Origin of the sequence: Corallococcus sp. 4LFB (assembly GCF_046520365.1) — a bacterium.
GTDB classification, from domain to species: domain Bacteria; phylum Myxococcota; class Myxococcia; order Myxococcales; family Myxococcaceae; genus Corallococcus; species Corallococcus caeni.
In genome coordinates, this window is record NZ_JBKGHJ010000446.1 from 1 (window position 1) to 6987 (window position 6987).

At 70.9% G+C, this 6987-nt stretch carries 4 protein-coding genes and 1 pseudogene; 2 read left to right on the forward strand and 3 right to left on the reverse strand.

All coding sequences use genetic code 11. The annotated features are described in order from the left end of the window. The 3 genes and pseudogenes from ACLEQD_RS33500 to ACLEQD_RS33510 all read right to left on the reverse strand — a co-directional run. Positions 1-441 (reverse strand): hypothetical protein (locus ACLEQD_RS33500; RefSeq protein WP_410389633.1); only part of this gene is annotated, 441 nt, incomplete at its 3' end. Positions 442-766: 325 nt separating this feature from the next. Continuing rightward, on the reverse strand, positions 767-3013 hold the full coding sequence (locus ACLEQD_RS33505) for a putative metal-binding motif-containing protein (protein ID WP_410389635.1): 2247 nt from the start codon (positions 3011-3013) through the stop codon (positions 767-769). Between the two features lie 77 nt (positions 3014-3090). After that, a pseudogene (locus tag ACLEQD_RS33510) lies at positions 3091-5494 on the reverse strand (endonuclease MutS2). Between the two features lie 75 nt (positions 5495-5569). Here ACLEQD_RS33510 and ACLEQD_RS33515 point away from each other — a divergent pair. Next, complete coding sequence (locus ACLEQD_RS33515) at positions 5570-6304, forward strand: hypothetical protein (RefSeq protein ID WP_410389637.1); 735 nt, start codon at positions 5570-5572, stop codon at positions 6302-6304. A gap of 67 nt (positions 6305-6371) precedes the next feature. Then, positions 6372-6987 (forward strand): adenylate/guanylate cyclase domain-containing protein (locus ACLEQD_RS33520; RefSeq protein WP_410389639.1); only part of this gene is annotated, 616 nt, incomplete at its 3' end.

The window sequence follows — 6987 nt, forward strand, 5'->3', positions numbered from 1 at the left end:
CGCGGCCGCATCGCCTTCTTCGCCGTCGCCGCCTTCGCCGTCACCGCCTTCTTGCGCGGCGCCGTGGCGCGGCCGCCGGCCGCATCGCCTTCTTCGCCACGGACGCTTGCGCATCGCGGGCCTCGCCTTGCGCGCCGGCGCCTTCTCCATCCGGCCCAGCCGCGACTCGAAGCGCGTCAGCGCCGTGCGGAACAGCGCCGCCTTGCGCCGCGTATTCAGGCTCCCGCCCATCACGCGGCTCCCCATGGGGACGCGCATGGCCTCACGGCGCAGCCGGTGCGCCAGCTTCTCGTACTGGACCATCATGCCGCGCGCGCGCCGCACCATCCCCATCAGCTCGCGCCGCGACAGCTCCATCAGGTTGCGCGGCGCGCTGGCCAGCACCAGCCGCATCTCCCGCGCGTTCATCAACGCCGACCCCGTCTCCCGCATCTTGCGCATGTCCGCCCCCTCCCTCGGGTTCTCCAAACAGTCGCAAGGTTTGGGGTCCCACCGGGTGACGGCAAGGCGGACGCGGCCCAGGCCTGCTCCACCGCCCATCCCGCGGACAGGCCGCTGTCCCGCACTCAGCCGGAGGCGCTCGCGGGCCGCGCTCCAGCAGCACCGCCAGCTTCTCCAGCGCCAGCCGCGCGCGCGTCTTCACCGTGCCCAGCGGCTGGCCCGTCTTGTGGGCCGTGCGACAGGCGAAACACACACTACATGTCATCACATGCAGTGCGTGAAACTTCACATCCAGGGTTGCTGGCCTGTCTACCCTCCAGTCAGGTCAGAGGGGTGTGCAGCCACCCGTGGGCGTGGGGCTGACCACCGTGGTGTTCACGATGCAGGGCCGCATGCTGCGCAGGTAGATGGAGCCCGAGGCGCCACCGCCACCGCCGCCACCGCCGCCACCACCGAAGACGGGGACCGTGCCTCCTGCGTTGCCAGCCGTCGGCATGTCCAGGGCGCCACCGGCTCCGCCCGTGCCTCCAAGGGGGCTGTCACCGGTACCGCCACCCGCGGCGGTGGTTGTGGTTTCACTTCCACTCGCACCATTCGCTCCATTGTTCGCGGTGCTGGAGCTCTGGCCGGCGCCCTCGCCACCTGCGCCGCCATTGGCGGTGACCTTGGCATCGGCCGTCAGGTTCACCTGGAAGGCTTCCAGCACGATGCGCCCTCCGCTCCCGCCGCCTCCAGCCCCCGACGCCTGGGCAGGCGAAGTGCTTGCCACGCCGCCCAGGCCGCCACCGCCACTGACGGAGAGGCCCTTTTCGACGGTCAGGGTCCTTGCGACGGAGATCTGGATCGCGCCACCGCCAGCACCGCCCAGCCCACCCGGTGTGCTGTTCTTGCCTACGCCATTGCCTCCCGCGCACCCACCGAGAAGCGGCGCGATGGTCGAGGCCTGCTGGGCACCCGCGTCACCTGGCGTTGCATTGGTGTCGTAGCCTCTTCCGCCATTCGCTCCAGCCGTCGCTCCTCCCGCGCCACCTCCGCCTCCACCCTCATTGCCGCTGTACGTCCCGTCCTTGCCCTGTGACGTCGTGCACGCCTGATTGCCGCCGGCTCCGGGAACCGGCGCACCGTTGACGATCCGCCCGCTGGCCAGGATGTCGTGGTTCAACGTCGCATCCCCATACACCGCGAGGATGACCGGGCGGCTGCCCACGATGCGCAGCTCGCCGCCCAGGGCCAGGTTCCGCACGGGAATGAGAAGGAGCTCCGGCGCCCCTCCGGACTGGGGCAGGATCTTGAAAGTGATATCTCCCGGAGCCGGGCCGGAGCCAGAGGGCGTCCAGGTCTGGTCATCCGTGTTGAAGACCACCGCACCCGTGGTCCGCAGATCGCTGATCTCCCCGCCAGAAATGGTGTTCGGATCGAAGTTGCTCGGGGTGTAGGGGAAGGCGACGCATTGGCCATCCACCTTGCACACGCGCGGTGTCCCCGAGTTGTCTTCGCTGCAGGGGGTGTTGTTCTGCGCCGGGTCACCCGCGTAGATGCATGACGCGTTGCGCGTGCAACCCGCCGCGACATTGCACTCCCTGGGCGGGCACGGCGTGGGCGTGCCGTTGCATGCGCCACTGCCATTACAGAACCCCGGATCGTGGCAGACGTCGCCGTCCTCACAGGTCGTGCTGACCGGCTTGGGGGCGTACTCACACTGGCCACTGGTCGAGTTGCAGGTGCCCGTGGCCTCCTGGCACTGGGCGTCCACCGGGGTGTTGCACGCCTTCACGTCACCCACGCACTGCTTGTCGGCGGTGCACCGGCCATTCGTCACGCACTTGTCGCCGGGATCACAGGCCGCCCCCTCGACCACGGTCTCATCGATGCATGCACCCGTGGAGGCCTCGCACCTCACCGCCGACTCACACTGGCCCGCGGTCTGCTTGCACTTCGGCTCGCCGCCTCCGCACTGAGCTGCCTCGCCCACGCCGACACACTTCTTGCCCACGGTGCACAGGTCCCCGTCCGTGCACGTCTTCTCCGTGCACTTCGAGTCCGCGCACGCCTTCTTCCCATCACAGTCGAAGTCGACGGCCGTGTCGCACTTCTCCTCGGCGCCCGGACGGACGTCGGCGCGTGTGTCGTCGCAGTCGGAGACGCCCGCCCACTCAACGCCAGTGGGCGAGCCGTCCCCGTCCCCGTCCACCGCCTTCAACGTCACGTCGAAGCGCGTGTACTCCTTGGGGACGATGGTGAGCGAAGCGCTCGCGAAGGTCTCCACGGCCTCCCCCGAGCACCGGTCCCCCGCGGCCTCCGCGTACGACGACACGGTGACGTTCATCGTGGCGTCCCAGTCCGCCTTGCGGCGCACCGCGACCAGGACCTCCGGCTGCTGGGGGTTCTTGAACCGGGTGGCCGGGATGTCCGTGGCCTCCTGGTGCCCCTGCGCGTCCCTCGCCTCCACGCGCACGCACGCGGGCTTGAAGGAGCCGTACGTCACGGACACCCGGATGGCGCCTTCGTCGGGAGCCTTCTCCCCACAGGCAGCCAGCAACGCCACACATCCCAGCAGGCAGAGCCGATACATGGCGCCGCACTCTACTCAACCCGTCCGGGAGCAGGGGAGCGGGGCCGCCCGGACCCCGCCTCCCGTCACAGGGAGCTTCAGCCGCGCAGGGACACCACCGTGACGCCGTCGCCGCCCTCGTGGCTCTCCCCGGGGCGGAACATGCGGATGTACGGCGACGCGGCCAGGTGGTCGCGGATGGCCTGCTTGAGCGCGCCGGTGCCGTGGCCGTGGATGATGAGCGCGGCCTCCTCACCCTTGCGCAGGCCCTGGTCCAGGAACGTCTCCAGCTCCGCCAGCGCGTCGTCGGCGCGCATGCCGCGCACGTCGCAGCGGAAGTTCGTGGCGTCCACCTGGGATGGCGCCGCGGAGGCCGCGCGCTTCAGGGCCGCTTCGCCCTTCCGCTGCTCCGGGAACTTCGCCTGCTGCGGCTTCTTGCCGCGCGAGCCGGACAGCTCCGTCGTGGGCACGCGCATCTTCAGCGCGCCGCCCGCGGACACCACCGCCTGGCCGTCCGTCAGCTCCAGGATCTCCACGTCCCGGCCCAGGCCGGAGTGGTGCACCCACGCGCCCACCTTCAGGTTCGCGGGCCCGGGCCTCCACCTGGAACAGCTCCGCCTTGGCCGCCGCCGCGCGCTTCAGCGCCTCGTCCGCGCGCTGCTGCAGCTGCTGCCGCGCCTCCGACAGCGCCTTCTCGCTCTGCTCCGCGCGCAGCTTCACCAGCAGGTCGCGGACCTCCTGGGCGGCGTGCTCGCTGGCCGCGTGCACGTCCTCGTTGAACTGCATCATCCGGCCCTTGCGCTCGCGCTCGAAGGCGACCTTCTGCTTCTCCAGGTCCGCGCGCAGGGCCTCCGCCTCCTTCGCCGCGAGGCGCGCCTTCTCCAGCTCCTCGGAGAGCTTGCGCCGCTCGTCCTCCGCGGCCGCCAGCGCCTTGGTGAGCGGGCCGCCCGCGTTGAGCGACAGCTCCCGGGCGCGCTCGCACACCGAAGCCGGCAGGCCCACCCGCGCCGCCATGTCGATGGCGGACGACTGGCCGGACGCGCCCATCTGCAGCCGGTACGTGGGCGCCATCCGCTTGGAGTCGAAGCCCACGCGCGCGTTGAGGAAGCGCGGATCCATGTGCGCCAGCGCCTTGAGCTCCTCCAGGTGCGTCGTCACCAGGACGTACGCCCCCTTGCCCAAGAGCTCCTCCAGCACCGCGATGGCGATGGCCGCGCCCTCGCGCGGATCCGTGTCCGCCGCGATCTCGTCGATGAGCACCAGCGAGTCCGTCGCCACCACCGACAGGATGTCGCGCAGCAGGGTGACGTGGCCGCTGAACGAGGACAGGCCCTGCGCCAGGTCCTGCGTGTCACCCACGGTGGAGTGCACGGAGCGGTACAGCGGCATCCGCGACCCTTCGCCCACCGGGACGGGCAGGCCCGCGCGCAGCATCAACGCGCACAGCCCCACGCCCGTCAGCGTCACCGTCTTGCCGCCCGCGTTGGGGCCGGACACCACCAGCGCCCGGGCGTCTTGCGTGAGCGTCACGTCGTTGGACACCACCTCCGAGCCCTTGAGCACCAGGCGCGGGTGGCGCAGCGCGCGCAGCTGCAGCTCCTTCACGCCCTGGAACGTGGGCGTCGTGGCGTCCAGGTCCGCGGACAGGATGGCGATGGCCTCCACCTCGTCCAGCTCCGCCACCGCCTCCAGGCCCTCCAGGATGCGCGCGGACTCGCGGCCCACGAGCTGGCTCAGCTCCTGGAGCACCTTCAGCTCCTCCTCCGCGACCTCCGACTGCGCGATGGCCAGGTCGTTGCCCAGGCCCACCATCGCCTGGGGCTCCATGAAGAGCGTCTGCCCCGTCTGGCTGGCGTTGTGGACGATGCCGTCCACCTCCGAGCGGTAGTTCGACACCACCGGCACCACGTACCGCCCGTTGCGCAGCGTGTAGTAGTTCTCGCGCAGCTTGGTGGTGAAGGTCTCGTCGTGCAGCAGCTCGTCCAGGCGCGTCTTGATGCGCCGGTGCAGGCCGCGCGCCCGGTCCCGCGCCTCCTTCAGCTCCGGGCTGGCGCGGTCGGCGATGGTACCGTCCGGTTCGAAACACTGATCCAACCGGCGCGCCATGGCCTCCAGGAAGGGCAGGCGGCGGGCGATCTCCACCAGGCGGGGGACGCGCTCCCTGCGCTCGTCCAGCGCCTCGCGGGTGCGCGCGAAGGCGAAGAGCAGCTGCGCCGCGTCGATGAGCTGGCGAGGCTCCAGCACGCCGCCCTTCTCCGCGTGGCCCACGGCGGTGCGCAGGTCCGTCACGCCGCCCAGGGGCAGGGAGAACTGCTGCTGGGAGAGGAAGCGGGCCTCGTCGACCAGGGCCAGCGCCTCCGCCACTTCCGCCTCGGTGTCGAGGAAGGGACGGGCGAGCACCCGCTCCCTTCCCGGCTCCGTGCGGCAGCGCTGCGTCAGCGCGCGGAGCACTTCCGAGAAACCAAGGTCTTCCAACGTCCTTTGGGAAATCTGCACAGTCATGGGTTTCATGCGAGGCCGGGTGCCCGTCAAGGGGAAGTATTGAGGTGGCCCACCTGGCTCTGCTATCTGCCAACCATGATGTGGGTTCTCGTGGCGGCGGTGCTGGCGGGCGCGTCCGACGCGCCGGCTCCCCCGGTCCTGACGGCGCAGGCGGCCGCGGCTCCCGGCTCGCTGGCGGACGCACTGGCGCTGGAGACCGCGGGCAACGACGCGGGAGCCCTCGTCGCCCTGGAGCGGCTGGCTTCCCACCAGCCCCGCTGGGAGTTGCCCAGGCTGGAGGCCGCGCGCCTGCTCCTCAAGGGAGGCAGCGCCCCGGAGCTGGAGCGCGCTGGAGCGCACCTGGAGGCCGCCCTGCGCGAGGCCCCGGACAACCCCCGCGTCTACTTCCTCCGGGGGCAGCTGCTGGAGGAGCGGAGCGCCCCCATCGACGCCATCCGCGCCTACGAGAAGGCCGTGGCCCTGCGGCCGTCCTACGACGACGCGCGCTTCCGGCTCGCGGGCCTCTGGGCGCAGATGGGGGACTGGCTCAAGGCGGAGCTGCACTACCGCCCCCTGTCCAAGTCCCGGCCCGCGTGGGTGCAGGTGCGCATGCAGCTGGCGGCGGTGCTGGAGAAGCAGGGCCGCACGCTGGACGCGGAGCGGGAGTTCCTGGCCGCGCGCGACGCCCAGCCGGACAACCCGGGTGTCTTGAGGACCCTGGCGGCCTTCTACGAGCGGACGGACAGGCCCCAGCTCGCCGCGAAGGTGAGGGCGCGGCTGACGGCGCCGGAGAAGCGCAACATGCGGGCGCTCAAACCTTCCAAGCGCTGACAGCGGGTGGCGGGGCGCGGTCCGTGGCGATTGCTTCGCGCGACGCGCTGCATACACTGCCCCCGCTTTGAAGACCGCCAACCTCGCCATCGTCTTCACCGACATCAAGGGCTTCACCGAACGCACCAGTCGGCAGACGCTGGAGGAGAACCAGCGGCTGCTCCAGGTGCATGAGGCGTTGCTCGCGCCGCTGTTCAAGGCGTTCGGTGGACGCATCATCAAATCGATTGGCGACGCGTTCCTCGTCACCTTCGAGTCGCCCACCCAGGCCGTCCTGAGCGGCATCGCCATCCAGGACCGGCTCTGGCACCACAACCGCCCGCTGCTGGAGGAGGAGCAGATCCACGTCCGCGTCGCCGTGAACGTGGGCGAGGTGCGGGTGGAGTCCAACGACATCTTCGGCGAGCCGGTGAACATCGCGGCCCGCGTGGAGGGCATCACCGACGCGGACGAGGTCTTCTTCACGGAGGCCGTCTACCTCTCCATGAACAAGGCGGAGGTGCCGTCGCAGGAGGTGGGCACCTTCGAGCTCAAGGGCATCCCCGGGAAGATCCGCGTCTTCCGCGTGCCGCGCGCGCCCTACCGGGTGGAGGCGCCGGCGCCGGACGCGGTGCTGCCCACGCCGGAGGAGGCGTCCTCGCTGCCGCCGTACGGCAACCTGGCCCTGGCGCGCGTGGCGGACT

Excerpts from the sequence above, each read along its gene's own strand:
- ACLEQD_RS33505 (WP_410389635.1), bottom strand. The coding sequence starts at position 3,013 with ATGTATCGGCTCTGCCTGCTGGGATGTGTGGCGTTGCTGGCTGCCTGT.
- ACLEQD_RS33515 (WP_410389637.1), top strand. The coding sequence starts at position 5,570 with ATGATGTGGGTTCTCGTGGCGGCGGTGCTGGCGGGCGCGTCCGACGCG.